Source organism: Gemmobacter nanjingensis (assembly GCF_014652195.1).
Classification (GTDB): Bacteria; Pseudomonadota; Alphaproteobacteria; order Rhodobacterales; family Rhodobacteraceae; genus Gemmobacter; species Gemmobacter caeni.
This window is the reverse complement of record NZ_BMYI01000013.1, coordinates 13,347-38,606: the sequence shown is the minus strand read 5'-3', so window position 1 is coordinate 38,606 and position 25,260 is coordinate 13,347. Positions and strand designations below refer to the sequence as shown.

The window sequence follows — 25,260 nt, the reverse complement described above, 5'->3', positions numbered from 1 at the left end:
TGCACGTTCCACTGTATTCTTTCGGGAACTGACAGCGGATTTCCACGAGGTTTCCCACTATGCCGCGCGACATGGCCGACAGCTGGAGCATCATCGACACTCAAAGCCTGCGCGACGAGGCGGCGCTTCTGCGCAGCCTGATTGCCGAGGCGGGGCTGGCGCCCGAGGATCGTGCGCGCATCACCGCCGCCGGGGCCGATCTGGTGCGCCGCATCCGCGCCAGCGTGAAGCCGGGGCTGATGGAGGTGTTTCTGGCCGAATATGGCCTGTCCACCGACGAGGGCATCGCGCTGATGTGTCTGGCCGAGGCGCTGCTGCGCGTGCCGGATGCCGAAACGATGGATGCGCTGATCGAGGACAAGATCGCGCCGTCGGACTGGGGCCGCCATCTGGGCCATTCGGCATCGAGCCTCGTCAATGCCTCGACCTGGGCGCTGATGCTGACGGGCAAGGTTCTGGACGACCGTGAGCCGGGCGTCGTGGGCCATCTGCGCGCTGCTATGAAACGGTTGGGCGAGCCGGTGATCCGAACTGCCGTGGGCCGCGCGATGAAGGAAATGGGCCGCCAGTTCGTGCTGGGCGAAACCATCGAAGGCGCGATGAAGCGTGCGCGCGAACTGGAGGCCAGGGGCTATACCTACAGCTATGACATGCTGGGCGAGGCCGCGCGCACCGAGGCCGATGCCCGCCGTTACCACCTGTCTTATTCCAAGGCGATCACCGCCATCGCCGCCGCCGCGACGACCGGCGATATCCGTAGCAACCCCGGCATCTCGGTCAAGCTGTCGGCACTGCATCCGCGTTACGAGGTGGCCAAGCGCGAGCGGGTGATGGAAGAACTGGTGCCGCGTGTCCGGGCGCTGGCGGGGCTGGCGAAATCGGCGGGCCTTGGCTTCAACATCGACGCGGAAGAGGCTGACCGGCTTGCCCTTTCGCTGCAAGTGATCGAGGAAGTTCTGAAAGATCCGGCCTTGCGCGGCTGGGACGGGTTCGGCGTGGTGGTGCAGGCCTACGGGCGTCGCGCCGGTGCGGTGATCGACTGGCTTTATGCGCTGGCGACGAAGCTTGACCGCCGCATCATGGTGCGGCTGGTGAAAGGCGCCTATTGGGATGCCGAGGTGAAGCGCGCGCAGGTCATGGGCCTTGACAGCTTCCCGGTGTTCACGCGCAAGCAGGCGACCGATGTCAGCTATATCTCCAACGCCCGCAAGCTTCTGGGCATGACAGACCGGATCTATCCGCAATTCGCTACCCATAACGCGCATACGGTGGCGGCGATCCTCGACATGGCGACCGATCCGCGTGCCTTCGAGTTCCAGCGCCTGCATGGCATGGGCGAGCGGCTGCACGATCTGGTGCTGACCGACCGGGGCACCCGCTGCCGCATCTATGCACCAGTGGGCGCGCATCGTGATCTGCTGGCCTATCTGGTGCGGCGCCTGCTGGAAAACGGCGCCAATTCGTCCTTTGTGAACCAGATCGTGAACGAGGACGTGACGCCCGAAACCGTGGCGGCCTGTCCGCTGAGCTTCATGGAAACGGTTGATCCGGTTGCCAATCCGGCCATCACCACCGGCCCGCGTCTGTTTGGCGCGCGGCAGAACTCCAAAGGCTGGGATCTGACCGATACCGCGCATCTGGCGGCGATCGAGGCGGCGCGTGCGCCGCATCTGACCGCGATCTTCGACGCCCGTCCGCGCATCGCCGGGCCAGTGGCGGGCGGGCAGCGGCTGGATGTGGTGAACCCGGCGACGGGCGAACATGTCGGCAATCTGATCCCCGCCGCGCAGCCGGATGCTGAAATGGCGCTGGCCGGCGCGCGGGTCTGGGATGCCGCCGCACCGGAACGGGCCGAGGTGCTGCGTCGCGCCGCCGATCTGTATGAGGCCGAATTTGGCGCCATCTTCGCCCTTCTGGCGCGCGAGGCGGGCAAGAGCCTGCCCGACGCCGTGGCCGAATTGCGCGAGGCGGTGGATTTCCTGCGTTATTACGCCGATCAGGGGCAGGCGCTGACGGCCGCGCCGCGTGGTGTCTTCACCTGCATCAGCCCGTGGAACTTCCCGCTGGCCATCTTCACCGGCCAGATCGCCGCCGCACTGGTGGCCGGGAATGCGGTGCTGGCGAAACCGGCGGAGCAGACGCCGCTGATTGCCACACTGGCGGTGGATCTGCTGCACAAGGCGGGGGTGCCGCAAACCGCGCTGCAACTGCTCCCGGGCGACGGTCGGGTGGGGGCAATGCTGACCTCGGACCCGCGCGTCAATGGCGTGGCCTTCACCGGCTCGACCGAAACCGCGCTGATCATCCGCCGCGCCATGGCCGCCAATCTGGACCCCGCCGCGCCGCTGATTGCCGAGACCGGCGGGCTGAATGCAATGGTCGTCGATTCCACCGCTCTGCCGGAACAGGCGGTGCGCGACATCCTCGCGTCCTCCTTCCAGTCCGCCGGGCAACGCTGTTCGGCCTTGCGTTGCCTTTATGTGCAGGAGGACGTGGCCGAAAATCTGCTGGAAATGCTGTTCGGCGCGATGGATGAACTGCGTCCGGGCAATCCCTGGCATCTGGCGACCGATGTTGGCCCGGTGATCGACGCCGAGGCGCGTGACGCTATCGCGGCCTATGTCGATACGGCCCGTGCCGGGGGGCGGGTGCTGAAGGAAATGACCGTGCCGAACGCCGGCACCTTCATCGCCCCGGCGGTGATCCGCGTCTCCGGCATCGAACAGATGGAGCGCGAGATTTTTGGCCCGATCCTGCATGTCGCCACATTCCGCGCCGCTGATCTGGACAAGGTGATCGGCGCGGTGAATGCCACGGGCTATGGCCTGACCTTCGGCCTGCATACCCGGATCGACGACCGGGTGCAGCGCGTGGTCGACCGGCTGCATGTCGGCAACATCTACGTCAACCGCAACCAGATCGGCGCCGTGGTTGGCAGCCAGCCCTTCGGGGGCGAGGGGCTTTCGGGCACCGGGCCGAAGGCGGGTGGCCCGGACTATCTGGCGCGCTTCACCGCACAACCCGCGCCTGAGGTTGATCCCGGCGCCGCCGGAACTGCGACTGAGGCCGAGGTGAGCCGCGCGCTGAAAGCCGTGCCGGGTCTGGACGAGGTGATGCAGGTGCATGACCTGCCGGGCCCGACCGGCGAGAGCAACCGGCTGTCGGCGCATCGTCGTGCACCGCTGCTGTGCATGGGCCCCGGAGCAGCCGCCGCGCTGGCGCAGGCCGAGGCGGTGCGTCGTCTTGGCGGCGCCGCGGTCGAGGCGGCGGGGCTTGACCCGCAGGCCCTGACCCGGCTTGACGGATTCTCGGGCGTGCTGTGCTGGGGCGAGGGCGCGCGCGCCTGTGCCGAGGCGCTGGCCGCCCGCAAGGGGCCGATCCTGCCGCTGATCGGTGGCCTGCCCGATGCCGCGCATGTGGCGCTGGAGCGCCATGTCTGCATCGACACCACGGCTTCGGGCGGTAATGCACAACTGTTGGCCGAGGTTTCCGGGGCCTGACCCGAAATCGTGCTGATACCCTGATCCGGGCGCCCCTGCGGCGTCCGGTCAGCTTTCGTAGCGATACATTTCGCTCGACCTGTCCAGATGGCGGCGCATGGCATTTACCGCACCCTCCGGGTCTTTCTGGCCGATGAGGGTCAGGATCTCTTCATGCTCCGCCAGGGTCTTGTGCTCGTTTCCTGACCAGTGCAGCAGCGCGGTGTAATAGCGCAGCAGCCAGCGCAGCATCGACGCCGAGACGGCAGCCATGATCGGGTTGCGCGTGGTTTCCGCAATGCGGGCGTGAAAGCGCAGATCGGCTTCGATGAACTGGCGCGGGTCATCCAGATGGCCACGCTGGTCATCCAGGATACGGCGAAGATCGAACAAATCCTGTTCGGTCGCCCGCAAGGCAGCTAACCGCACCATGCCCATTTCGAACATGCGACGCGCCTCCTTGAGGTTTTCCAGCTGATCGGGGGCAGAAGACAGCAGGATCTGCGCCACCTCGTCCACCCGGTCCAGAACGCTGTCAGGCGACAGGGCGTTCACCCGGCTGCGGCCGCCGTGGGAAATGGTGATCAGCCCCATGGTCTGCATGGATTGCAGCGCCTCGCGCACCGCGGGGCGGCCAACGCCGAAGCGCTGCATCAGATCGCGCTCTGACGGCATGGGGTCGCCGGGCCGCAGATCGCCCGAGGTGATCATGGCGCGCAGCCGGTCAAACACCTCGTCCGACAGCTTGCGCCGGACAATCTTGTCCTCCCCGGCAGGGGCGGCCGTCCGGGGGGTATCGCTGGTCGGGGGCATGGGGTGTCTCGTTTCTGCGGGGTGAAATTGTATGATGAGGTGATCATATGCAATATCCGCCCCGCTCGCAACCAGAGCGGTAGCCGTGCGCTGCGTGAGCAAGGTACTGGAAATTCGCAGAAATTACAGTCCGCTGTGCTTTCGTCTGGCGGATGTGGCCGGATAGAAAGTCATTGCTGTCATGTGGTATAATGAGTATACCATAAGGGTAGAGAAGGAGGACGGCATGACCGGAAAGCGCGACGACAGCACCATTCGCGTCACCTATCGGCTGGAAATTCCGGCCCTGCCGGGGGCGAGCCTTGAGAAGATGGCGGAAAAGATCGCCTCCGACCAATCGACCGGCACTTTTACCGAACTTCCGGGCGAGACCGAGGAAGTGCGTGCGCGTTGCGCTGCCCGCGTGGTCGCGGTGCAGCCGCTGGAAAGCACCGATCAGCCCGGCTTCCCGCGCCCCGAAGACCCGCCCGGAACCCATTACCTGCGTGGCGATGTCACCATCGCCTTCCCGCTGGAGGCCGTGGGCACCGATATCGCCGCGCTGATGACGATTACCGTCGGCGGTGTCTATTCGGCGCGCGGGCTTTCCGGCGTCCGGGTGATGGATTTCGACCTGCCGTCTGCATGGGCATGCCATCCGGGGCCGCAGTTCGGCATTGCCGGATCGCGCCGGCTGATGGATGTGGCGCAAGGGCCGATGATCGCCTCGATCATCAAGCCGTCGCTGGGCCTGACGCCTGCTGACACCGCACAGGTGGTGCGGGAACTCTGTGAGGCCGGGGTCGATTTCATCAAGGATGATGAAAAGCTGATGTCGCCCGGCTATTCGCCGCTGGCCGACCGTGTGGCTGCCATCATGCCGGTGATCGAGGATCATCAGCAGAAGACCGGCAAGCGCGTGCTTTATGCCTTTGGCATTTCCTCGGCCGACCCGGATGTGATGATGCGCAATCACGATCTGGTTCATGCGGCGGGCGGCGCGGCGGCGGTGGTCAATATCAACTCGGTCGGTTATGGCGGCATGAGTTTCCTGCGCAAACGCTCGGCCCTTTGCCTGCATGCGCATCGCAACGGCTGGGACATCCTGACCCGGCATCCCGCGCTGGGGATGGAATTTCGCGCCTATCAGAAGATTTGGCGCCTGTTGGGGGTGGATCAGTTTCAGGTCAACGGTATCGCCGCGAAATACTGGGAACCTGACGACAGTTTCGTGCGCAGCTTTGGCGATTGCCTGACGCCGATCTTTTCCGAGGCCGATTGTGCGTTGCCAGTGGTCTGTTCCGGCCAATGGGGCGGGCAGGCGCCCGAGACCTTCCGCCGGACCGGCGGTCGGCTGGATCTGATGTATCTGGGGGGCGGCGGCATCCATGGGCACCCGATGGGGGCTCGTGCCGGGGTCACGGCGATCCGTCAGGCGTGGGAGGCGGCAGAGGCAGGGATCGCGCTGGCCGACTACGCCGGGACCCGCCCCGAACTTGCGGCTTCGCTGGCGAGGTTTGCGCGCTGAGGTTCAGGGCCCCGACCTGCCAAGACGCGGTGCAAGGGGCAGGGCGGCCAGGCAGCCCAGCAGGGTGACGGCCAGCAGAAGGGTCGTCACCGGCACCAGACCGGCCCGCTGGGCCACTGCCCCCGCCAGCAGCACGACCGACGCGGTCACACCGTAGGTGATTGCAGCGTAAAGCGAGGCAAGGCGGCCCTGTGTGGCGGCGCCGGTGCCTTGGGTCAGCAGGATCAGCGACAGCCGGTAGGCCCCGCCTGCGCCTGCACCAATCAGCACAAAGCCTGCGAGGCCGGGCAGATCCTGCCCGGTTGCCGCTGCGATCAGGATAGCGGCCAGACCAAGCGCAATCGACAGCAGGCCCGAGAGCTGCGGCCAAAGCTGCGCCATGCGGGGGCTTGCAAGCTGCACGATCAGGCTGGCCAGCAGCAGCAGCGGAATCCCAAGCGCCTGCACCAACGGCATGCCATGATCCGCGAAATAGCTGGGCAGGAACACGATGGCCGAACTCAGCGCGGACCAAGTGAGACAGCCGGTCAGCAGCGGGCGCCAGTTCACGCGCAGGATCGGGGAAACCGGGTCGAGGTTTGCCGTGCCGGTATGGATGCTCTGCCGGTTCAGCGCACGCCGCCGCATCAGCAGCAGGGCCAGCGGCAGGCTCAGCGCGATGCAGGCAAGGGCGTGGATGTGAAAGCTGAGCGTGATGGCGCGCGTGCCCGTCAGTTGCAGCACCAGTTCCGAAGCCGAGGTGCCAAGGATCGCCCCGGCCAGATTGCCGGTGGCCGACAGTGCCCGTCCGCCTGCGCCGATGGCTGCAACCACAACCGCTGCCGCCGCGCCGGTGCCAAGCCCGCCTGACAGTCCCTGAAGCGCGCGCCCGGCCAGAATACCCGGCGCCTGTCCGGTGCCCAGCAACAGATCTGCCGCGCAGGCCAGACCGAGTGACAGCACCAGCATCAGGGGCGCGCGGCTTGCGATGGCGGGGCTCGCCGCCACGAACAGCACCGCGACCAGCGCCCCGACATAAGAGATATAGGTCAGTGTCATGGTCAGGGGCGAGAAGCCCAGAACCTCGCGGTAGACCGGCAGCAGGGGCGTGGGGGTATTGGTTCCCGCCAGCAGCAGGATGAAGGCGCCACCGCCCAGCAGGGCCTGCAGCTTCTGGCCCGGGGGCGTCGCTTGCATGATTTTGGCCCTCTTATCGCGGCCCGCCACCATCGCGGACCCAGCCGAAGAAATCTTCTGCCCCCATCTGCCCGCCCTTCAGCGCGATTTCCAGCCCGTCATGCTGGGATGTGCCATAGCCCTGGCAGATCGCCGCCCCCGGAATGGTGGGCGCGCGGGCCTCCAGCGCCTGCAACCCCAGCCGACGCATCCCGAAGCCCGAGGTGTCGCCGCCCGAGATCACCGCCCGGCGCAGGCCCGATCCGCGCAGGATGCCATCAAGGATGCGGCCAAGCGCATCGCCGATGCGGGCATTGGCTTCGGTCATTGACAGGGACACGCCGGAAAGAGCTGCGCGGAAATCCGTGACCGCCGGGTCGTCAGGGCCGCGCGCCGAATGAACCAGCGGGCTGGCCCCGCGTGCGGCAGCGGCACAGCCTTCGGCGATCACGCGGGCAATCTGCGCCTCTGCCTCTGCCTCCGGTCCACAGACGCAGGCGGCGGGGAAGGACAGCAGTTCAAAACCTTGCGCCGCTGCGTGATCCAGTTGCCGCGCTGTGGTGGGGGAAACAGAACCGGAAACCGCCGCGATGGCGGAAACCTTTGCCAGCCCCGGCACCGGGGCGGGGCTGGTGATGAGGCCGCTGGCAATCCAGTGCCGGACCAGCGCATACTCGATACCCTGACTGCCGACGGCAAACCCCAGCCGGTCGCGGTTCTCCCAGATCAGTCGCCCGGCGGCGGCCTCCGAATCAGGGGCCATCGCGTCGATGGACAGAACCCGTGCGCCGGTGGCGAGCGCGCGCTCCAGCGCGGTCTGCGGGTCATCGGCCAGCATCTCGAGGTCGATCAGCGCCGCAGGCAGATCGGTCTGCGCCGCCAGATGGCGCAGCAGATCGGCTTCGGCCATCGGGGTGACCGGATGTCGTGCCATTACCGGGTGCCGGTCCAGCCGGAACACCCCGTCCAGCGTGCCCGCGAACAGGTGGCCGAACGCCTGATACCGGCGCATCTGTGGCGCGGCGGTCAGCATGGGCACGGCTGCCGCCGGGCGCACCGACAGCCCGACCCCGATCGCCGCCCCGATCGAGCCGGTCTCGGGCGAAGAATCGAAGGTGGAGCAGGCCTTGTAATGCAGGATCGGCGCACCCAGACGATGAAGCCAGCCCAACGGCGCGGGCAGGTTTTCCTGCATCCATTCCGGGCTTTCCGTTCGCGAGGTCGAGGCGATGCCGATGGCGCGCGCATGCGGAAAGCGGCGTAGTAGCGCTTCTGACGGGATGTCGGAAAACAGCACGGCAGGTACGCCCGCGAAGGCCAGCACCTCCATCACCGCAGCCGAGCCGGTGAAATCGTCGCCATACCAGGTCAGCCAGGGTGCCTGTTGCGCGGTGTCCAGCACGTCTTCCGACATCGGTTTCCTCCCTTGCCGCGGGGTGTGCCGGCTGGCGACAGCGGCTATTGACTTAATCGTCATATTATTATCTCATCATACCAGTTATGCAAGATGCGCTTGGCGCAGCGGGAGGAACATCATGACGACAGTTGCCTTGTTCGGGGCGGGCGGAAAAATGGGCATCCGTCTGGGCCGCAATCTGGCCAGGACCGATTTCGAGGTGCGCAGCGTCGAGGTTTCGGACATCGGCAAAGACCGCCTGCGCTCTGAGATCGGGGCCGAGGCGGTGGCGCCGGAGGTGGCGATCAAAGGCGCCGATGTGGTGATCCTGGCGGTGCCGGATACGGTGATCGGCAAGGTGGCGAAGGATCTGGTGCCGCAGCTTGACCCCGGCACCATGGTCGTGGTGCTGGACGCGGCGGCGCCCTTCGCGGGCGATCTGCCGGAACGCGCCGACATCACCTATTTCGTGACCCACCCCTGCCATCCGGTCATTTTCAACTACGGCAAGACCGATGCTGAACTGCATGACCATTTCGGTGGCATCGCCGCGCCGCAGGGCGTGGTCAATGCGCTGATGCAGGGGCCGGAAGAACATTATGCGCTGGGCGATTCCATCGCGCGCGCCATCTATGCGCCGGTCAACCGCACCCATCGCTGCACGGTCGAACAGATGGCCTATCTGGAGCCGGGCCTTTCGGAAACCGTCTGTGCCTCGCTGCTGGTTGTAATGCGTCAGGCGATGGACGAGGTGGTCAAGACCGGCGTCTCGCAGGAGTGTGCCCGCGACTTCCTGCTGGGCCATATGAACATCCTCGGCGCGGTGATCTTCGACGAGGTGCAGGGCGTGTTCTCGGACGCCTGCAACAAGGCCATCGAATTCGGTATTCCGGTGCTGATGAAAGATGACTGGAAGCGCGTGTTCGAGCCGGAGGAAATTCTGGCCAGCGTGAAGCGCATCACCTGAACCCATTCCGGGCAGGGGCGCGAGGGGCGCCCCGCCGCAATCAACGGTCATTCCAGGGAGGAACCACCATGACCCGACTGACGACGCTTGCCGTGCTGCTGGCCGGTGCCTCGGCCTTTGCGCTGCCGGCAACCGCCAAGACCTTCAATCTCGCTTTCACCCCGCCGCTGGAAAGCCATTACGGCGACGCGGGCAAGGCGTTCAAGGCGAAGATCGAGGAGCTTTCGGGCGGCGATATTGAAATCGCGCTGAAACCGGCAGGCGCGCTGGGCGGCGAGCGAGACGTGATCGAAGGCCTGCAAATCGGCACGGTCGAGCTGACCATCTCGTCCACGGGGCCGATCGGGAATTTCGTGCCGCAGGTCTATGCGCTGGATTTCCCGTTCCTGTTCAAGGACTACGCTTCGGCCCATGCCGTGCTGGACGGCGAGATCGGGCAGGAAATCCTTGCCGATTTCGAACCCGCAGGTCTGGTGGGACTGGCCTGGGCCGAAAACGGCTTTCGCCACATCACCGATTCCAAGCATCCGATCCGCACCCCGGATGATCTGAAGGGCATCAAGCTGCGCACGATGGAAAACGAGGTGCATATCGCTGCCTTCAAGGCGCTGGGTGCCGCGCCGACCCCGATGAGCTGGACCGAGGTTCTGACCTCCCTGCAACAGGGCACCATCGACGGGCAGGAAAACCCGGTGCCGATCATCACTGCGAATAACATGTGGGAAATCCAGAAATATGCCTCGCTGACCGGGCATGTCTATTCCCCGGCGGCCGTGGTGATTTCCAAGATCACCTGGGACGAGCTGTCGCCCGAAGAGCAGGGCTGGATGAAAGAGGCCGCGAAGGCTGCGGCCGAAGCCTCGCGCGCGACCGTGGCGAAGAACGAGACCGCCGGTGTCGAGAAGATGATCGCCAATGGCATGGAGGTCGTGACCGACATCGACAAGGCGGCGTTTGCCGCTGCGGTGCAGCCGGTCTATGACGAATATGCGCCGAAATATTCGCCCGAGCTGATCCAGCGCATTCGCGACGCGCAAAAGTAAACCGATGGCCGGCGCATTCCCGTGATGCGCCGGCGCACGGTTCGGGGGGAGGGCGGCGCAGGCCGCCGCGCATTCTCGGGAGGAGGAATGTTGAAAGCTTTGACGTCTGCGGGCGAGGCTGCCGTGCGCCTGACCCATAATGCCGCAGCCCTGCTGCTGGCGATTGCCACACTTCTTGTCTTTGTTCAGGTCGTTACCCGCTTCGTCCTGGGCGATGCCGCCGTCTGGTCCGAACTGGTGGCGCGCGGCGCGATCATCTGGTCGACCTTCCTTGTCGCGGGGGCGGCATTCCGGGCCGGGACCATGATTCCGATTGATTTCATCCGTTCGCTGCTGCCCGCACCGATCCAGCTTTGGGTCGTCCGGCTGGTCACGCTGCTGACGCTGATCTTTCTGGGTGTTCTGGTTTGGTATGGCATCCTCATGGCCGGACGGGCGCAGAGCCAGCGGGTCGCGATGCTGGATGTGTCGATGGCGGTCTTTTACGCGGCCATCCCGTTCGGCGCCCTTTGCGCCATTCCAGGTGTCCTGCTGCGGCACCGCGATGCCGAGCGCGGCTCCCTGCATGACGAGGAGATCCACGAATGAACCTTGGTCTTGCCGCGTTCCTGATCCTGTTCTTCGCCCTTTCGGTGCCCGTCGCGGTGTCGATCGGTCTTGCCTCGATCTTCTCGATCCACTTCTTCTCGAACATGCCACTTCTTGTGGTGCCGCAGAAGATGTTCACCGGACTGGACAGCTTTCCGCTGATGGCGGTGCCGTTTTTCATTCTTGCAGGCGTGATCATGACGCATGGTGGCATCTCGGCCCGGCTGGTCGATTTCGTCAAGGCGCTGGTCGGCGGCGTGCAGGGCGGGCTGGCGAGCTCCTGCGTGCTGACCTGCATGATTTTCGCCGCGATTTCCGGCTCGTCGGTGGCGACGACCTTCGCGGTCGGCTCCATCCTGATCCCGGCAATGGTGCGACATCACTATCCGGTGCCGATGGCTGCCTCCATCCAAGCATCCTCAGCGGAGCTCGGGGTGATCATCCCGCCTTCGGTACCGCTGATCCTTTATGCGGTTTCGACCGAAACCTCGGTGACGCGGCTGTTCCTCGCCGGTCTGCTGCCGGGCCTTCTGGTGGCGGCGGGGCTGGTGATCATGGTCCAGGTCTGGTGCCGTCTCAAGGGGTATGGCCGCGAGGATGGCGACAGCCGCGCGCCGTTGGGGCAGGCCACGCGCCGCGCCTTCGGGGCCCTGATGATGCCGGTCATCATTATCGGCGGCATCTACGGCGGTGTCTTCACCCCGACCGAGGCCGCCGCGGTTTCGGTGATCTATGCGCTGGTCCTGTCGATGTTCGTCTATCGTGAGATCGGGCTGGCCGAACTGCCTGCCCTGTTCCGCGATGCGGCCCGATCCTCGGGGGCGGTCATGTTCATCATCGCCGCTGCCTCGCTGTTCAGCTTCCTGATCAGCCGCTCGGGCCTTCCCGCTGCAGTGGGTGACTGGGCGCAGGGCACGTTCTCGTCGGACATCACCTTCCTGCTGGGCATCAACCTGCTGTTGTTCGTGGTCGGCATGTTCATCGAAACCTCGGCGGCCATTCTAGTTCTGGCCCCGATCCTGACGCCGGTCGCGCTGAGCTTCGGTATCGATCCGGTGCATTTCGGTATCGTCATCGTGGTGAACCTCGCCCTTGGCATGTTCACGCCGCCGCTGGGGGTCAACCTGTTCGCCGCCGCGCAGGTGGCGAAAATCCCGGTGCAGCGCATGTTCGGCAGCCTTCTGTGGCCGATCCTTGTGGTGATCGCGGCGCTGATGGTGATTACCTATGTGCCTCTGCTGTCTATCGGGTTTGCCAATTGGGCGATATGAGCGCGCCTGTAGCAAGGTAACGGAAAAGGGGCGCCTCGGGCGCCCCTTTTGCGGAAGCGGAGGACAGATGAGGATCAGCAGATCCTCGGCAGTTGTTCCCCCACCAGCATGTCGACGATCCGCGCGCCGCCGAAGGCCGTGCGCAAGGTCACGCGCCCGGCCTGTCCCTGGCTGGCGCGGCCGATCACGGTGCTGTCGCGCCCTTCGGGCAGGGAGCGCAGGGCCGCCAGCGCCGCCGTGGCCTCGGCCTCGGGACAGAACAGGACCAGCCGTCCCTCGTTCGCCAGATACAGCGGGTCCAGCCCGAGGATCTCGCAAACGCCGACCACCTCGGGGCGCAGGGGCAGGGCGGTTTCCTGTATCTCGACGGCAAGCCCCGCCTCCGCCGCCATTTCATTCAGCGCCGAAGCCAGCCCGCCGCGCGTGCAGTCACGGGCGGCGGAAATCCCCGGTGCGGCGGCGAGGGCGGCCTGCATCAGATGGCCGAGCCCGGCGCAATCGCTTGCCAGATCGGTGGACAGCGCCAGATCGCCACGCGCGGCAAGGATGGCGGCGCCGTGATCGCCCAGCACACCGTTGACAATGACCACATCGCCCGGACGAATGCGCGCGGCCCCTATATCGCGGCCGGGCGGAATAACGCCCACCCCGGCGGTGGTGATGAACAGGCCGTCTGCCTTGCCGCGCTCCACCACCTTGGTGTCGCCGGTCACGATCCGCACCCCGGCCTTGTCCGCCTCGGCGGCCATGGTGGCCACGATCCGGCGCAACAGCGCGATTTCGCAGCCTTCCTCGATGATGAAAGCCGCCGAAAGCCAGAGCGGCCTCGCGCCTCCCACCGCCAGATCATTGACCGTGCCGCAGACCGCCAGCTTGCCGATGTCACCGCCCGGAAATTCCAGCGGCGTGACGACGAAACTGTCGGTGGTGAAAGCCAGCCGCGCGCCTGGTTCCTGCAAGGCTGTCCCGGTCAGCCGGGCCTGATCCTCGGAGCCGGGCGGCTGAAAGACCGAGGTAAACACCTCGTCGATCAGGTCGCGCATGGCCCGACCGCCGCCGCCATGGGCCATGGTCACATGGGTGTCGCGCAGGGCCATTATTCTGCTGCCCTGATACCGGAATATTGCCAGTAGGCGGCACAGGCCCCTTCGGACGAGACCATCAGGGCGCCCAGAGGCATTTCCGGGGAGCAGCCGGTGCCGAATTGCGGGCATTGCGGCGGTTTCATCTTGCCGGTCATCACCGCACCGCAGCAACAGCCCTCGATCTCCGGCACATTGCGGCTGGAGGCGGCATAGCCGATACCGAATTTCTCTTCCGCGTCGAAGGCGGCATATTTCGCCCGGATCCGCAGGCCCGAGGCGTCGATCTCGCCCAGACCGCGCCATTCGAAGCTGGGCCGCCGTTCATAGACATCGGCGATCGCTGCCAGAGATACCGGATTGCCGTGTTCCGGCACCACCCGCGCATACTGGTTTTCAATCGCAGCACGGCCTTCGGCGATCTGGGTCAGCACCATGAGAACCGATTGCAGCAGGTCCGTCGGCTCGAACCCGGCGACGACCAGCGGCTTGCCATAGTCGCGGGCAATGAAATCATAGGGATGGACGCCAATGACCATCGAGACGTGCCCCGGCCCGATGAAACCGTCGAGCGTCATGTCCGCATCGTCCAGCAAGGCGCGGATCGGCTCCGGCACGGTGATATGGTTGCAGAATACGCTGAAATTCGTCAGCCTCTCGCGCGCGGCCTGCTGGATCGACAGCGCGGTCGAAGGCGTCGTTGTCTCGAACCCGAGCCCGAAGAACACCACCTCGCGCCCCGGATTCCGCCGCGCCAGTTCCAGCGCATCAAGGGGGCTATAGACCATGCGGATATCCGCCCCGGCGGATTTCGCCTGCATCAGCGACTTGCGATGCCCCGGCACGCGCATGGCATCGCCGAATGTGGTGAAGATGACACCGGGACGTTCGGCAATCTCAACACATTCATCGACACGCGCCATCGGCAGCACGCAGACGGGGCAGCCGGGGCCATGGATGAACTCGATCCCGTCATGGATCAGCTTGTCCAGCCCGTAGCGGAAAATCGAATGGGTGTGGCCACCGCAGATTTCCATGATGTGCACGGGCCGGTCACGGCTGGCGCCGATGCGGTCGGCCATGCGGGCAATGGCGGAAAACAGCGCACGGGCTGCCACCGGATCGCGGAATTCAGAGGCGAATTTCATGCCAGCGCCTCCGCCGAAGAGGCCATCTGTTCCAGCGTTTCCTGCGCCTCGCCCAGATCCTGAAGCGCCTGCAAGGTTTTCGCGGCCTCCTCCTCGTCGATCAGGGCCATGGCGAAGCCGACATGGATCAGCGCCCATTGCCCGACCAGCGCCTCAAGGTCATTGCCAGCGACCGGCGCGACATTCACCTCGCGCCGCACGCCCGAAACCTCGGCCATCGCCATCAGACGATCCGCATGCGTGATCGCGACGATCCGCCCAGGAATGCCAAGACACATCGTTCAGTCCTCCTCTTCCTCATGCACGCGGCCCGACGGGTCGGAAATGCCATAGCGGTCCAGCTTGGCCCGCAGGCCGACGCGCGAAAGCCCCAGCTCCACCGCAGCGCGGCTCTTGTTCCAGCGGTGGCGGGTCAGCGTTTCGCGCAGGATGCGCATTTCGATCAGTTCCACCCGATCCTTCAGCGTGCCGTCCGCCATCAGCGCGGCATCGGCGCTGCGGTCGGAGCCAAGATCCGAGGGGGCTGCCTGAAGGATCGCGCGGCTGATAAGTTCGGCCCCCAGCATCGGGCCCTGTGCGAAGATCAGCATGCGCGTGACCTCGTTGTGCAGTTCCTTCAGATTTCCGGGCCAGTCCCAGTTTTCCAGAAACTCCAGCGCATCGGGGGAAAAGCCGTGTGCGGCCTTGCCGTGGCGGGCGGAAAGGTCATCCAGAAACGCCTGTGCGAGGATCGCCACGTCACCGCGCCGCGCCCGCAGCGGCGGGATCACCAGTTCCGCCACCGCAAGCGCATAGTAAAGGTCAGCCCGGAAGGCGCCGTCCGCCACCCGGCGCAACAGATCCGCCCCGGCGCCCAGCAACAGCCGCAGATTGGCAGTCTGCACTTCCTGACCACCGACAGGGGTGAAGCTCCCCTCATCCAGCAGTCGCCACAGCGCCAGTTGCAGGCCGGGCGAGGCATGTTCGACCCCCTCGATGAACAGGGTGCCCCGGTCGCATTTCTGGGCCAGCCCGATCTTGTTGACGCCGCCGGGCAGGATACCCCGCTTGGCACCGAAAAGTTCGATCAGGGCCAGTTCCTCGGTCAATCCGGCAAGGTTCAGGGCATGGAACGGCCGGTCCGAACGGAGCGAGGAAAAATGCATGGCGCGCGCCAGCCGCGCCCGCCCGGTTCCCGGCTCGCCGGTCAGCAGGACGGGCACGTCGAAACTGGCGAAATGCCGGGCCGCCGCCAGCACGCCCTTCATCGGGCTTTGCGGGCTGTGAAGGATGGTTTCAAATCCCAGACCCTCACGCAGGGCCAGACGGCGCTTTTCCAGTTTGGTTTGCGCGGACGAGGCCAGAAAGCGCATCTCCAGCGCCATCCGCTCGTTCTCGCGGGCAAGCTGGAACAGATGCGCCCCGTTGCGCGCCGCCATCAGAAGCTGGTCCGGATGCCACGGCTTTGTCAGGAACTGGTGAATTCCTGCATCATTGATCGCGCTCGCCATCGCGCCCGGATCGGTGTAGCCGGTGATGAGCATGCGGACGGTATCGGGCCAGCGTTCGCGCAATTCGGTCAGCAGGGCGACCCCGGTCTTGCCTGGCATCCGCTGATCGCAGATGACCACCTGCACCCATTCCTCTTCCATCCGCTGCACGGCTTCATCGGCGCTGCCAGCGGCGATGCAATCGAATTCGTCCTCCAGCGCCATGCGCATCGAGGATAGCGAATGTGGCTCGTCGTCGATCAGCAGGACGGTCGGGCGTGGGCTGGTCATGCAGCTTTCTCCGCCAGACGCGCCCGCAGCCAGCCAAGCCATTCCGCCATGCCTGCGCCGGTGCGGGCAGACAGGGCGATGATTTCGATATTCGGGTTCACCCGCCGCAGGTTGGCGGTATAGGCGGCCAGATCAACGTCGCAATGCGGCGCAAGATCCAGCTTGTTGAGGATCGCAAGACGCGCGGCACTGAACATATCGGGGTATTTCAGCGGCTTATCCTCGCCCTCGGTCACCGAAAGGATGGCGACCTTGGCATCTTCGCCGAGATCGAAGCCTGCGGGGCAAACCAGATTTCCGACATTTTCGATGAACAGGAATGACCCGGCGGCGGGGCGCAGCGCGTCGATGGCGGTGCCGACCATATGCGCATCCAGATGGCAGCCCTTGCCGGTGTTGATCTGAAGCGCCCGCGCGCCGGTAGCCCGGATCCTGTCGGCGTCGTTCGAGGTCTGCTGATCCCCCTCGATCACGGCCAGAGGGGCGTCTCCCAGTGCCTCGATGGTCTTGCACAGCAGCGTGGTTTTGCCCGAGCCGGGCGAGGAGACGAGATTGAGCGCCAGAACCCGAAGCGCGTCGAGCACCCGCCGGTTCGAGGCGGCAAAGGCATCGTTCTTGGCAAGGATCGAGGTTTCCACCTCGATCAGCCGCGCCTGCGTCAGCCCCGGAACTGACACCCCGGCCGGGCCGGTGCCGTAATGATGATGGCCTGCTGCCAGGGACGGTGCGGACGCGCGGTCGGCGGTGGCCTGGATATGGGGAAAGGGCAGGGCGGGGGCTGCGGGCCGGAAGACCGGGCCATGCGAATGCGCAAGGCCCAGCCGGTGGGCCTCGTCATGGCTCATTTCCCTGCCATCGACGGTCACCGTGTCACCACATCCGCAAACCGTACACATCACAGCACCTCCATATTCCTGATCCGCATTTCATCGCCACCCTCGGGGATCAGCCGTCCGCCATCGCACAGCGGGCAGGGGGCGAGCCTGTCGGCAATCTCGACCAGCTTCATGCAGTCATAGCAAAGCGCCTGCCCCGGCAAGTCAATGATCTCCAGCCGGGCCCCTTCGGCCGGGCTGCCCTTCATCACCACGTCAAAGGCGAATGCCAGCGCGGGCTTTTCGACCCCGGCAAAGCGGCCGATTTCCAGCCGCAGAAGGGTGACGCGCGAAAAGCCATGGGCGCGGGCCTGATCTTCCACGATGGAGCGGATGCCTTCGACAAGGCTCATCTCATGCATCCTGCGGCTCCTCGATCAGCACCGGCACGCAGGGACCATGCAGCGCAATGATGCGCGGCGCGAGATGGCGCTGGTCTGCGGGCAGGCGACCCAGCGCCTGTAGCAGCGCGCCACCGGGGGCGAGCAGATGGTCGGTCGGGGTGCGCCGGGCGATGCCGGTCACGCGACCCTCGCACGAGTTCAGCCGCAGGCCGTAGGCGCCGCGCGCGGCAGGAACACAGGCAAGGCCCTCGGCCGCGACCGGCGCAGGCAGCCGGTCGGCCAGCGCGGCCTCCAGATCGGCCAGCAAGCCGACGAAGCGCCAGAGCGGCCCGCGTCCGTAGCGGCTTTCAACGGCGCGCAGGGTGGGGGCACCTGCCTGCCGACCGGCGGCAGAGTTCTCATATGCGCCTTCGGCCAGCGGATGCGGCGGCGGCGGCAAGGGGGCGGTGCAGGCGATGCCCGGGGCGAATTCCTGCGTGATCCGGCAGGCCAGCGGTGTCAGCGGGCTGTCCCAGCGGCACAGATCCCCGTCGGCAGGCAGTCCGTTCCGGCCCAGCAACTCTGCCGGATCTGCGGGCAGGGCGGGCGCTGTCAGCCCGAAGGCCCTTGGAAGGATCACCGTCAGACGGATCACATGATCCCTGATGATTTCGGTCCGCAGATCGCCCGTCGCCGGAAGACCCAGCGCCAGCCGCGCCGCAAGGCCCTGCGCCACCCGGCACAGGTTGAACAACCGGGGCAGAAGTTCGGCCACTTCGGGCACGGGCCTGCCCAGAACCATCGTCTCGACCGGCAGCCGCTGGCCGGTGCGAAGCGCGGGTCCGTCCGGCCCAAAGCCCAAGAGGACCGAAGCCAGCGTCATCCGCCCAGCCCCCCGGTGATGAGCCTCCGGCGCGACGGCTCTTCTGCCGCTGGCAGGCTGTCTACGGGCGGCGCCAGTTCTGCCTCGCGCCGCGCGCGGATATCTGCGGCCCGGTCGGTTTCGGCGCGGTTTTCCGGGCGGAACAGCTCGGCCATCACCGCGCGCGCAACATCCACCGCCTGAAGCTGGCTGGTGAAATCGCCCATGGGCGAAAACAGCGAGCAGGCCAGATAGGGGCCGGTCATTTCACGGGCGTTATGGATGAATTCATATTCGCCTGACGGGAAGACCAGCACCTCCTTGCCGGTTGCGGGCAGCAACGGGTAATCCGCCGGGGGCAGGAACACGAGGTTCATGAACCACGGGGCAACCAGCACACCCAGAAAGCCGCCCTCATATGGCTGAAACTCAACCGCCTGCACATGCAGCGCATGGTTCACCATCGGAACATCGCGCATCTTGCCGTTAAAGACTTCTGTGAAATCGGCGACCAGCGCCTGAGTGCGTCGCTCCATCTCTGCCAGAACCGGGGCCGAGGCGGCGCCGGGGTCTTCGCGCACCAGAAACTGGGCTTTCGGGGCAGAACAACCGGGGCAGGACCAGTCCTCCGGCAGATCGACAAAGGCGGTGCCGGGCATCACCTGCCGCGTATCGTCGCCTTCCGCCGGATCATAGGGGGTCCAGCAGATCTTGCATTCCATGATCGCAAGCGGGCTGATCTTGTCGGTCGCGCCCAGATAGCTGCCCTCGAACCCCGGCGTCATCGGATCGCCTCGATCACGTCGCGGATGCGCAGGGCGCTGTCACGCAGGTCTTCATCGGCCGCCAGTGCGACCTCGGGCATCCCGGTCACCTCGAAAGTGTCGAGGATCAGCGTGTCCATCGAATTGAAGAACTGCACCTTCCAGACGGAGGGCATGGCGGTGGCTGTAACCCGGCAATTGCCATAGCCGCGCGACAGCACGGTAACGGCGCCTTCGCCCGTCGCCTCGGCCAGCCAGTCAAGATCCTCGGGTGTATGCGGCAGCAGGGAAAGGTTGATCACATGCGCCATCGCTCCGGCCTTGTGGCTGCGCGACTTTTCCACCAGCTCGGTCAGGATCGCAGGGGCGTTGGCGAGGCCCGGCCCCTTCCGCGCGAGGCTTCCGATGGCAGGCCGGTGTGGCATATGGGCCCGCGTCAGTGCCAGAGCGGGCACGGGGGCCACCTCGACCAGATCCATCCCGGCGGCCAGACACATCCAGACCCCGGCAAAGACGCTTTCCTGCACCATGACCGCAGGCAGGCCGCGGATCTTTATGGAAACCTCGCCCTGACCCAGCGCATCAGCCATGACCTTGCGCGCTCCGGGCGAAAGGCTGGCCAGATCGAAACTGACCGGCGCCGCTCCCTGCGCCACCAGTTCGCAGGCGGCGGCCATTTCGGCCAGCATGGCCAGCGCATCGGCCATGGCCTGCTGGTCCTCGGCCTCGGGAATATGCGGCGCATAGGTGCGCATCCCCGAGGGCATGGCCATGTATTGCAGTTCGCCATCCGGGTCGGGCTGCGATCCGGGGCCGAAACCGGCGGGGGGAAGGGTGAAGGGGCTGACCATCGGAACCTCAGGCGGGTTGAAGGGACAGGATATGGGTGATGCGCCCGAGATAGTCGGACCAGTCACGGACCTTCTCGATGGCACCCAGAAAGCCGGATTCGCGGAAGAACAGCAGCCCCGGCGTCTTCAGGGCGCGATACTGTTCCCGCAAGGCGGTTTCGATGGCCTCATCGACAACCGCGCAATCAAAGGCATTCTGGAAGGCAAGCCGCAGCTCGGGCAGGATCACCGCCGCATCCGCCGTTTCCAGATTCCGGCGCGGATCGCCCGGAATGAACAGGCAATGCTGGCCGGGGCGTGCCAGAAAGCCGGTGACATCCTCTGCCGAGGCGAGGCGGGGATACAGGAACTCCGTCTCCAGCCGGGCAATCAGCGGGTGAAGACCGCTGGACGGGGGCAGATCCTGTAGCGGGGCATGGTCATGCATGGTGTCAGCCTGTGCTGCGGCCCGCATCCTGCGCGGCCTGAAGATGGGGAGGAAGCCGGGGCAGGCGGTTTTCAAGATCGGCGAAGGCATCGCCCGGATCCTGGCCCTGCATGAGTGCCGCAAGCCCGGCCAGGGCGGAGCGGATCTTCTGCGCCTCGTCCTCGGGCAGAAGGGCATGGGCGGTGCCCAGAAAGTTCAGCACCCAGTCGCCCGGTCGCGCCTCGGGCAGCAGGGACAGGTCCACCAGCGCGGGCCGCTCGCCGTCCAGCGCATGCCCGGCGATGCCGTCGATTGCGACCAGAAGGACCGGAATGCCCACGCACATCAGGCGACACCGGGAAAGAAACGGACATCGCCCGTGCGGCAGGCCTCGTCTTCAGAGGGGCGGCCCGCCTCATAAGCGTCGCGGCGGATCGAGGGATCGGCCAGCAGGTTGCTTTCGGTGCGGCCGGGTCCGACCGCGACGCCCCATTCGGCCAGGATCGCGCGCGCCATGGCCAGCGCTTCGGGGATGCGTGCCGCGACCAGCGGGCGCAGGCCCCCGCCGTAATCCTCCAGCTCGACCGGCTGGCAGCCGATCAGTGCCATTTCCGGCGGGCGGCATCCCGTCAGGGCCGCCGTGGCGATGACATCCTGAAAGCCGGTCTGGTGCAGGCTCATCTTCTTTGCGCCCATGAAGGCGGGCACTTCATCATTGCGCACCAGTTTCATCGTGCCGGGTGGCAGCCCGTAATCGATCGCGTCAAACACCAGCAGCGCGTCGACATTTTCAAGAAACGGCAGCAGATACAGCCCCTGCGTGCCACCGTCGAGCAGTTGCACATTCTCCGGCAGGGCGTGGCTGTCGGCCATTTCCTCGACGCAGCGGACACCGAACCCCTCGTCAGCCCACAGAACATTGCCGATCCCGAGGATCAGAATTCGTTTCGGCACCGGCGTCCCCTCCCTGGTGGCTGGTCGAATGGTTTGCATTCCTCGGTCCAAGTGAAAGCATGGCTTTCCGCCTGCCGTGATCAGGAATTTGCCGATAGCCGGGCTTTTCTGCAAAGCCTTGAGGCTTAAGCATAAAATGCGGTCTCGGTATGCATCTGTCTACCGGAAATCGAAAAGTAATTATCCAGTTCTTCACTTTTGTGGAATGTAATCTTCCAAATAGCCATGGCGGCGGCCCGGCAGGACAAGATTCCGGCTTTGCCAGAACCCGCCACCGGCCTAGGATCAGGGCATGACCGCGACGCACGAATCCAGCGACCCTGCCCAGCCGGTGCCCTTCAGCGATGATGCCTGGGGCGAGGTGCTGTCGGCCATGGACCGCACCTATGCCGATCTGGTGGATTATCAGGAACGGCTGGAGCGTCAGAATGCCGAATTGCAGGAAATGCGCACTTTCCTGAATGCAATCCTGTCCTCCGTCTCGGATGTGCTGATCGTTGCGGGGCGTGGCGGTCAGGTGGAGCAGGTCAGCCGGTCGGTCACGCTGCTGACCGGCGGGCAGGAAAGCCAGGTCGTGACCATGGCGCTGCCCGATATGTTCGCCGAAGGGCAGCGGCCGCTGCTGGCGGCCATCCTGCAAAGCGTGCGCGAACAGCGGCGCAGCGCCAGTCTTGAATGCGATCTGCTGACACCCGGAGGGGTGGAGCCTTTGGAACTGTCGGTTGCGCCCCGCCTCGACGACCGGGGCCGGGTGGATGGCTATGTGCTGACCGGACGCCCGCTGGGCGCGCTGCGCAAGGCCTATGCCGAGCTTTCGGCCAGTCTCGACGCGCTCAAGACGGCACAGGCCTTTCTGGTGCGCAACGAAAAGCTCGCCTCTCTGGGGCGGCTTCTGGCCGGGGTGGCGCACGAGTTGAATAACCCGATCAGTTTCGTCTATGCCAATACCCATGCGCTTGAACGCTATGCGGGCAAGTTCGAAACCTATTTCACCAGGGTGCAGGATGGGGCCAGCCGCGAGGAGCTGATCGCGTTGCGTCAGGATCTGCGGCTGGACCGCGAAGTGCAGAATCTGCGCATGGCCATCAGCGGTGCGCGCGATGGTGCGGAACGCGTGCGCGACATCGTGGAGGATCTGCGCCGCCTGTCCTCGGACGGGGCGGGCGAAATGGTTGTATTCGATCTGGCCGAAACCGCGCGGGTCGCTGCGGAATGGGTCATGCGGGGCATGAGCCAGTCGGTCACGCTGGACAGCACAGCGCTGGGCCGGACGATGGTTCTCGGGCGGCCCGGCCATATCCAGCAGGTCGTGATGAACCTGATCCAGAATGCTGTCGACGCGCTGGAAGGCGTGGCCGGCGCGAGGATCAGTCTTTCCGTCCGCACCGAGGCAGGGCAGGCGGTGCTGATCGTGGCCGACAATGGGCCGGGTGTGCCCGAGGCGGTGCGGGCTGCGATCTTCGATCCGTTCTTCACCACCAAGGCGGTGGGGCGGGGTACGGGGCTTGGCCTGTCGATCAGCCACAAGATCGCGGAAGAGCATGGCGGCCTTCTGGCGTTGATGGACGAGGCAGAGGGCGCGGCTTTCCGGCTGGAATTGCCACTGGCAGAGGGGGCCGGATGAAAACGCTTCTATGGCTTCAGGCGGCGGGCTGCGGTGGCTGCACGATGTCCCTGCTCTGCGCCGAAAGCCCGGATGTGATCGAAACGCTTGAGGATGCGGGCATCCGTCTGTTGTGGCATCCGGCGCTTTCGGTGGAAACCGGCGCCGAGGTGCTGACCCTGCTGAATGCAATCACCGAGGGCAGGCAGGTGCTTGATATCCTGTGCGTCGAGGGCGCGATTGCACGGGGGCCGGCAGGCACCGGGCGGTTTCAGATGCTGGCTGGCACCGGGCACAGCCTCATGCACTGGGTCGAAAGGCTGGCGCCGCGCGCGGCCCATGTCGTCGCCGTCGGATCTTGTGCAGCCTTTGGCGGCGTGACGGCGGCGGGGGGCAACCCCTCGGATGCGGTCGGCCTGCAATATGACGGTGGTCACTCCGGTGGCCTGTTCGCCCCGGACTGGCGGGCGGGGGGCGCTGATCCTGTCATCAATATCGCGGGCTGCCCGACGCATCCGGGCTGGGTGACCGAAACCCTGATGTTGCTGGCGGCAGGCGAGGAGATCGCACTGGACGGTTTTTCCCGGCCGCGCTTTTACGCGGATCATCTGGTTCACCACGGCTGTCCGAAGAACGAGTTCTACGAATACAAGGCCAGTGCGCGGGAACTGTCGGAGATCGGCTGCATGATGGAAAATCTGGGCTGTATCGGCACGCAGGCGGTGGGCGATTGCAATATCCGCCCCTGGAACGGCGAAGGGTCCTGCACGCGGGGCGGCTACCCCTGTATCAACTGCACCGCGCCGCGCTTCGAAGACCCTGCCCATGCCTTTGTCGAGACACCCAAGGTCGCGGGCATCCCGGTCGGCCTGCCGACCGATATGCCGAAAGCCTGGTTCATGGCGCTTGCCTCGCTGTCGAAGGCGGCGACACCGGAACGCATCGGCCAGAACGCCAAGGCGGATCGCGTGCTGGTGCCGCCGACGCTGAGGCGACCGAAATGACGCGTCTGGTGGTCGGTCCCTTCAACAGGGTCGAGGGGGATCTGGAAGTTGCCCTGACCGTCGAGGACGGGCATGTGCGGCGGGCCGAGGTCAATGCCCCGCTGTATCGCGGCTTTGAACAGATGCTGCTGGGGCGCGACCCGCGCGATGCGCTTGTGATCACGCCGCGCATCTGTGGCATCTGCTCGATCAGCCAGTCGGCCGCTGCGGCGCAGGCTCTGGCCGGGGCGATGGGGCTGGAGCCGACACCGCAGGGTGCGGCCATGGCGGCGCTGATCCATGCGGCGGAGAACGTGGCGGATCATCTGACGCATTTTCACCTGTTCTTCATGCCCGATTTCGCGCGCCCGGATTACGCAACCCGCCCCTGGCATCGTCGCGCAGTGGAGCGGTTCACCGCGATGGAAGGCGGGGCGCAGCGGCGTGCGGTGCAGGCGCGGGCCGAGCTTTTGCATGTCATGGGCCTTCTGGCAGGGAAATGGCCGCATACGCTGGCCATCCAGCCCGGCGGGGTCACGCGGGCACCCGGCCTGCGCGAAAAGGCCCGACTGGGCGCGACGCTGCGTGCCTTCCGCCGCTATCTGGAGGAGGTTCTGTTCGGCGGGCCGCTGGAGGAATTTGCCGCGCTCGACACGCCTGAGGCGCTGATGCGCTGGGGGCGGGGCGATGTCGGGCTGTTTCTGGAAATCGCGGCGGACCTTGATCTGCTGGCGCTGGGCCGGGGCAGCGGGCGCTATCTGTCTTTCGGGGCCTATCGCCAGGCAGAAGGCCCGGTCTTTGCAGCAGGGGTTTGGGACGGGGCGGCGGGGCTGCTTGATCCTGCGGCGATCACCGAGGATCTGAGCCACGCCTGGATGACGGGCGGGGCGCAGCACCCGTTTGAAGGCGTGACGGTGCCGGACGAAAGCATGTCGGCCCCGGCTTACAGCTGGTGCAAGGCCCCGCGTTTGCAGGGCCGGGGGTATGAGGTGGGCGCGCTGGCGCGTCAGGTGGTCGACGGCCATCCGCTTGCACTTGCGCTCGCGGGCGGCGGGGTGCTGGCGCGTGTGGCCGGGCGGCTTCTGGAACTGGCACGCAGCCAGCCGGTGATGGAGGGGCTGGTCACCGGGATCGTGCCGGGAGAAGCCTTCATGGTGCAGTGCCATCTGCCAAGGTCGGGCCGCGGCGCCGGGCTGGTCGAGGCAGCGCGGGGTGCGCTGGGTCACTGGCTGCGCATCGAGGGGGGCAAGATCGCCGGATACCAGATCATCGCCCCGACCACCTGGAATTTCAGCCCGCGTGACAGCGCCGGTGTGCCCGGCCCGCTGGAGGCGGCGCTGGAAGGGGTGGCGGTGGAAGGGCCGGGAGCGCTGTCCGTGCAGCATGTGGTACGCAGCTTTGACCCCTGCATGGTCTGCACGGTTCACTAG

The 25,260-nt window shown here is 65.9% G+C and carries 24 protein-coding genes; 9 read left to right on the top strand and 15 right to left on the bottom strand.

Going from position 1 to position 25,260, the window contains the following annotated elements; genetic code table 11:
- Positions 1–71: 71 nt before the first annotated feature.
- The gene (putA, locus tag IE126_RS17940) at positions 72–3,500 is read left to right on the top strand and encodes a bifunctional proline dehydrogenase/L-glutamate gamma-semialdehyde dehydrogenase PutA (RefSeq protein ID WP_189381837.1); all 3,429 of its coding nucleotides are present in this window, start codon (positions 72–74) and stop codon (positions 3,498–3,500) included.
- A gap of 48 nt (positions 3,501–3,548) precedes the next feature.
- Here putA and nanR read toward each other — a convergent pair whose 3' ends face one another.
- Positions 3,549–4,292, bottom strand: a complete 744-nt coding sequence (nanR, locus tag IE126_RS17935; RefSeq protein WP_108129293.1) for a transcriptional regulator NanR — start codon at positions 4,290–4,292, stop codon at positions 3,549–3,551.
- A 226-nt stretch (positions 4,293–4,518) separates the two neighbouring features.
- Between nanR and oiaX the strand changes: the two genes are divergently transcribed.
- On the top strand, positions 4,519–5,799 hold the full coding sequence (oiaX, locus tag IE126_RS17930) for a 3-oxo-isoapionate-4-phosphate decarboxylase OiaX (RefSeq protein WP_189381785.1): 1,281 nt from the start codon (positions 4,519–4,521) through the stop codon (positions 5,797–5,799).
- Positions 5,800–5,802: 3 nt separating this feature from the next.
- Here oiaX and IE126_RS17925 read toward each other — a convergent pair whose 3' ends face one another.
- Both IE126_RS17925 and IE126_RS17920 read right to left on the bottom strand, forming a co-directional pair.
- Positions 5,803–6,975, bottom strand: a complete 1,173-nt coding sequence (locus IE126_RS17925) for an MFS transporter (RefSeq protein ID WP_158640702.1) — start codon at positions 6,973–6,975, stop codon at positions 5,803–5,805.
- 13 nt (positions 6,976–6,988) lie between these two features.
- Complete coding sequence (locus IE126_RS17920; RefSeq protein ID WP_108129296.1) at positions 6,989–8,368, bottom strand: four-carbon acid sugar kinase family protein; 1,380 nt, start codon at positions 8,366–8,368, stop codon at positions 6,989–6,991.
- Positions 8,369–8,489: 121 nt separating this feature from the next.
- Between IE126_RS17920 and IE126_RS17915 the strand changes: the two genes are divergently transcribed.
- From IE126_RS17915 to IE126_RS17900, 4 genes are all read left to right on the top strand, one after another.
- Positions 8,490–9,317: a phosphogluconate dehydrogenase C-terminal domain-containing protein gene (locus tag IE126_RS17915; RefSeq protein ID WP_108129297.1), complete on the top strand. Its 828-nt coding sequence runs from the start codon at positions 8,490–8,492 to the stop codon at positions 9,315–9,317.
- A gap of 68 nt (positions 9,318–9,385) precedes the next feature.
- Positions 9,386–10,360, top strand: coding sequence for a TRAP transporter substrate-binding protein (locus IE126_RS17910; RefSeq protein WP_189381784.1), 975 nt, complete (start codon positions 9,386–9,388; stop codon positions 10,358–10,360).
- Between the two features lie 87 nt (positions 10,361–10,447).
- On the top strand, positions 10,448–10,948 hold the full coding sequence (locus IE126_RS17905) for a TRAP transporter small permease (protein ID WP_108129299.1): 501 nt from the start codon (positions 10,448–10,450) through the stop codon (positions 10,946–10,948).
- Positions 10,945–12,219 (top strand): TRAP transporter large permease, encoded by a 1,275-nt coding sequence (locus IE126_RS17900; protein WP_108129300.1) that lies wholly within the window; start codon positions 10,945–10,947, stop codon positions 12,217–12,219. The genes IE126_RS17905 and IE126_RS17900 overlap by 4 nt, the downstream gene beginning before the upstream one ends.
- Positions 12,220–12,293: 74 nt before the next feature.
- Here IE126_RS17900 and hypE read toward each other — a convergent pair whose 3' ends face one another.
- The 12 genes from hypE to IE126_RS17840 are packed head-to-tail and all read right to left on the bottom strand — an operon-like array spanning position 12,294 to position 21,283.
- Positions 12,294–13,316, bottom strand: coding sequence for a hydrogenase expression/formation protein HypE (gene hypE, locus IE126_RS17895; protein WP_189381783.1), 1,023 nt, complete (start codon positions 13,314–13,316; stop codon positions 12,294–12,296).
- Complete coding sequence (gene hypD, locus IE126_RS17890; RefSeq protein ID WP_189381782.1) at positions 13,316–14,449, bottom strand: hydrogenase formation protein HypD; 1,134 nt, start codon at positions 14,447–14,449, stop codon at positions 13,316–13,318. Before hypD ends, hypE begins: the two co-directional genes overlap by 1 nt.
- A complete protein-coding gene (locus IE126_RS17885) occupies positions 14,446–14,727 on the bottom strand; it encodes a HypC/HybG/HupF family hydrogenase formation chaperone (protein WP_054304688.1) in 282 nt (93 codons plus the stop codon). Before IE126_RS17885 ends, hypD begins: the two co-directional genes overlap by 4 nt.
- Positions 14,728–14,730: 3 nt before the next feature.
- Positions 14,731–16,209, bottom strand: coding sequence for a sigma-54-dependent transcriptional regulator (locus IE126_RS17880; protein ID WP_054304687.1), 1,479 nt, complete (start codon positions 16,207–16,209; stop codon positions 14,731–14,733).
- Positions 16,206–17,105: a hydrogenase nickel incorporation protein HypB gene (gene hypB / locus IE126_RS17875; RefSeq protein ID WP_054304686.1), complete on the bottom strand. Its 900-nt coding sequence runs from the start codon at positions 17,103–17,105 to the stop codon at positions 16,206–16,208. The genes IE126_RS17880 and hypB overlap by 4 nt, the downstream gene beginning before the upstream one ends.
- Positions 17,105–17,446, bottom strand: a complete 342-nt coding sequence (gene hypA, locus IE126_RS17870) for a hydrogenase maturation nickel metallochaperone HypA (RefSeq protein WP_054304685.1) — start codon at positions 17,444–17,446, stop codon at positions 17,105–17,107. The genes hypB and hypA overlap by 1 nt, the downstream gene beginning before the upstream one ends.
- Complete coding sequence (locus tag IE126_RS17865; RefSeq protein ID WP_189381781.1) at positions 17,439–18,290, bottom strand: HupK protein; 852 nt, start codon at positions 18,288–18,290, stop codon at positions 17,439–17,441. The genes hypA and IE126_RS17865 overlap by 8 nt, the downstream gene beginning before the upstream one ends.
- A complete protein-coding gene (gene hybE, locus IE126_RS17860) occupies positions 18,287–19,054 on the bottom strand; it encodes a [NiFe]-hydrogenase assembly chaperone HybE (protein ID WP_189381780.1) in 768 nt (255 codons plus the stop codon). Before hybE ends, IE126_RS17865 begins: the two co-directional genes overlap by 4 nt.
- Entirely contained in the window at positions 19,051–19,884 is an 834-nt protein-coding gene (locus tag IE126_RS17855) for a hydrogenase expression/formation protein (protein WP_189381779.1), read from the bottom strand. Before IE126_RS17855 ends, hybE begins: the two co-directional genes overlap by 4 nt.
- A gap of 7 nt (positions 19,885–19,891) precedes the next feature.
- A complete protein-coding gene (locus IE126_RS17850) occupies positions 19,892–20,311 on the bottom strand; it encodes a thioredoxin domain-containing protein (RefSeq protein ID WP_054304699.1) in 420 nt (139 codons plus the stop codon).
- Between the two features lie 4 nt (positions 20,312–20,315).
- Complete coding sequence (locus IE126_RS17845) at positions 20,316–20,636, bottom strand: HypC/HybG/HupF family hydrogenase formation chaperone (protein ID WP_189381778.1); 321 nt, start codon at positions 20,634–20,636, stop codon at positions 20,316–20,318.
- Entirely contained in the window at positions 20,636–21,283 is a 648-nt protein-coding gene (locus IE126_RS17840) for a HyaD/HybD family hydrogenase maturation endopeptidase (RefSeq protein ID WP_189381777.1), read from the bottom strand. The genes IE126_RS17845 and IE126_RS17840 overlap by 1 nt, the downstream gene beginning before the upstream one ends.
- A 253-nt stretch (positions 21,284–21,536) precedes the next feature.
- Here IE126_RS17840 and IE126_RS17835 point away from each other — a divergent pair, with 253 nt between their 5' ends.
- Genes IE126_RS17835 through IE126_RS17825 form a run of 3 tightly spaced genes read left to right on the top strand, consistent with a single transcriptional unit; the run spans position 21,537 to position 25,260 of the window.
- On the top strand, positions 21,537–22,868 hold the full coding sequence (locus IE126_RS17835; protein WP_189381776.1) for a sensor histidine kinase: 1,332 nt from the start codon (positions 21,537–21,539) through the stop codon (positions 22,866–22,868).
- Positions 22,865–23,851: an NADH-quinone oxidoreductase subunit B family protein gene (locus tag IE126_RS17830; protein ID WP_189381775.1), complete on the top strand. Its 987-nt coding sequence runs from the start codon at positions 22,865–22,867 to the stop codon at positions 23,849–23,851. The genes IE126_RS17835 and IE126_RS17830 overlap by 4 nt, the downstream gene beginning before the upstream one ends.
- Positions 23,848–25,260 (top strand): nickel-dependent hydrogenase large subunit, encoded by a 1,413-nt coding sequence (locus IE126_RS17825; protein WP_189381774.1) that lies wholly within the window; start codon positions 23,848–23,850, stop codon positions 25,258–25,260. The genes IE126_RS17830 and IE126_RS17825 overlap by 4 nt, the downstream gene beginning before the upstream one ends.

Bases quoted from the DNA above. Each gene is read 5' to 3' on its own strand.
- putA (WP_189381837.1), top strand. From the start codon at position 72: ATGGCCGACAGCTGGAGCATCATCGACACTCAAAGCCTGCGCGACGAG.
- nanR (WP_108129293.1), bottom strand. From the start codon at position 4,292: ATGCCCCCGACCAGCGATACCCCCCGGACGGCCGCCCCTGCCGGGGAG.
- oiaX (WP_189381785.1), top strand. From the start codon at position 4,519: ATGACCGGAAAGCGCGACGACAGCACCATTCGCGTCACCTATCGGCTG.
- IE126_RS17925 (WP_158640702.1), bottom strand. From the start codon at position 6,975: ATGCAAGCGACGCCCCCGGGCCAGAAGCTGCAGGCCCTGCTGGGCGGT.
- IE126_RS17920 (WP_108129296.1), bottom strand. From the start codon at position 8,368: ATGTCGGAAGACGTGCTGGACACCGCGCAACAGGCACCCTGGCTGACC.
- IE126_RS17915 (WP_108129297.1), top strand. From the start codon at position 8,490: ATGACGACAGTTGCCTTGTTCGGGGCGGGCGGAAAAATGGGCATCCGT.
- IE126_RS17910 (WP_189381784.1), top strand. From the start codon at position 9,386: ATGACCCGACTGACGACGCTTGCCGTGCTGCTGGCCGGTGCCTCGGCC.
- IE126_RS17905 (WP_108129299.1), top strand. From the start codon at position 10,448: ATGTTGAAAGCTTTGACGTCTGCGGGCGAGGCTGCCGTGCGCCTGACC.
- IE126_RS17900 (WP_108129300.1), top strand. From the start codon at position 10,945: ATGAACCTTGGTCTTGCCGCGTTCCTGATCCTGTTCTTCGCCCTTTCG.
- hypE (WP_189381783.1), bottom strand. From the start codon at position 13,316: ATGGCCCTGCGCGACACCCATGTGACCATGGCCCATGGCGGCGGCGGT.
- hypD (WP_189381782.1), bottom strand. From the start codon at position 14,449: ATGAAATTCGCCTCTGAATTCCGCGATCCGGTGGCAGCCCGTGCGCTG.
- IE126_RS17885 (WP_054304688.1), bottom strand. From the start codon at position 14,727: ATGTGTCTTGGCATTCCTGGGCGGATCGTCGCGATCACGCATGCGGAT.
- IE126_RS17880 (WP_054304687.1), bottom strand. From the start codon at position 16,209: ATGACCAGCCCACGCCCGACCGTCCTGCTGATCGACGACGAGCCACAT.
- hypB (WP_054304686.1), bottom strand. From the start codon at position 17,105: ATGTGTACGGTTTGCGGATGTGGTGACACGGTGACCGTCGATGGCAGG.
- hypA (WP_054304685.1), bottom strand. From the start codon at position 17,446: ATGCATGAGATGAGCCTTGTCGAAGGCATCCGCTCCATCGTGGAAGAT.
- IE126_RS17865 (WP_189381781.1), bottom strand. From the start codon at position 18,290: ATGACGCTGGCTTCGGTCCTCTTGGGCTTTGGGCCGGACGGACCCGCG.
- hybE (WP_189381780.1), bottom strand. From the start codon at position 19,054: ATGACGCCGGGGTTCGAGGGCAGCTATCTGGGCGCGACCGACAAGATC.
- IE126_RS17855 (WP_189381779.1), bottom strand. From the start codon at position 19,884: ATGGTCAGCCCCTTCACCCTTCCCCCCGCCGGTTTCGGCCCCGGATCG.
- IE126_RS17850 (WP_054304699.1), bottom strand. From the start codon at position 20,311: ATGCATGACCATGCCCCGCTACAGGATCTGCCCCCGTCCAGCGGTCTT.
- IE126_RS17845 (WP_189381778.1), bottom strand. From the start codon at position 20,636: ATGTGCGTGGGCATTCCGGTCCTTCTGGTCGCAATCGACGGCATCGCC.
- IE126_RS17840 (WP_189381777.1), bottom strand. From the start codon at position 21,283: ATGCAAACCATTCGACCAGCCACCAGGGAGGGGACGCCGGTGCCGAAA.
- IE126_RS17835 (WP_189381776.1), top strand. From the start codon at position 21,537: ATGACCGCGACGCACGAATCCAGCGACCCTGCCCAGCCGGTGCCCTTC.
- IE126_RS17830 (WP_189381775.1), top strand. From the start codon at position 22,865: ATGAAAACGCTTCTATGGCTTCAGGCGGCGGGCTGCGGTGGCTGCACG.
- IE126_RS17825 (WP_189381774.1), top strand. From the start codon at position 23,848: ATGACGCGTCTGGTGGTCGGTCCCTTCAACAGGGTCGAGGGGGATCTG.